At 37.6% G+C, this 1,010-nt stretch carries 1 protein-coding gene; it reads right to left on the bottom strand.

The window, feature by feature from the left end:
* The coding region (locus EGI22_RS20740) for a hypothetical protein (protein ID WP_255070373.1) at window positions 1–1,010 on the bottom strand (1,010 nt) is incomplete at both ends.

Raw genomic sequence — 1,010 nt, 5'->3', positions numbered from 1 at the left:
TAAAGATTCGAGAATTCGCAAGAAGAATCACATGGTTCAGGACTAATAACATCCAAAACAGTTTCGCATCCAGTTCCATTACTGGCTTTTACCGAAAGGTTTGTGCCAGTTGGAATGTTAATGATACGATCACCTGAAATAGTACCAGCACTAGGTGAAATGTTAGGAGTACTGCTATAGAAAGCCACACTGTAAGTAGAACCTTCACATTTGATATTTCCAAGTGTCAATGTCGGTTTAGTGCAAATGACCGTAACTTTAGCGGTGTCGGAGCAAGTATTTAAACTATACACAAAATTATATCCTCCAGCATTGTTCAACCCTGAAACAGTTCCGGAATTATTAATTGAGCTGCTAAATATATTTCCAGTTGATACTGCCCACGTACCACCTAATGGATTTGGGGTTAAAACTGTACTTGAAATTGGCAAATATATTACTTTATCTAAACCAGCATCTGGCTTGATTGGTTGAGTATTTATTATTCCAGAAGCACTTTGAGAAATACATCCCAGAGTATTTTTTACCCAAACCGTATAATTTCCAGCAGCCAGATTATTAAATATTCCAGTTGTATTTGTAAAACTTATACCATCTATGCTATAGCTCATTCCAACACCCGTTGGTGAAGAAACGGAAATTTTTCCAGTCGCAACGGTACAAGTTGGTTGAATCGTTGCCAAAATAGGTTTTGTTGGCGAATTCGGCTGAGGAAGAATAACTGCTTTCGAAGTATCAGAAATACAGCCTGAATTGTTTTTTACCCAAACCGTATAATTTCCAGCAGCCAGATTATTAAATATTCCAGTAGTATTTGTAAAACTCAGCCCATCTAAACTATAGCTCATTCCAACACCGGTTGGTGCAGAAACTGTAATTTTTCCAGTCGCAACGGTACAAGTTGGTTGAATTGTTGCCAAAATAGGTTTTGTTGGCGAATTCGGTTGAGGATTAATATTACCCTTCGTTGAATCAGAAACGCAACCTTCATTATTTTTTGCCCATACTGT

The sequence above is a fragment of the Lacihabitans sp. LS3-19 genome (genome assembly GCF_024343575.1).
In the GTDB taxonomy this organism is placed as follows: Bacteria; Bacteroidota; Bacteroidia; order Cytophagales; family Spirosomataceae; genus Leadbetterella.
The sequence above is the reverse complement of the archived record's forward strand: the minus strand, read 5'-3'. Positions and strand labels throughout refer to the sequence as shown.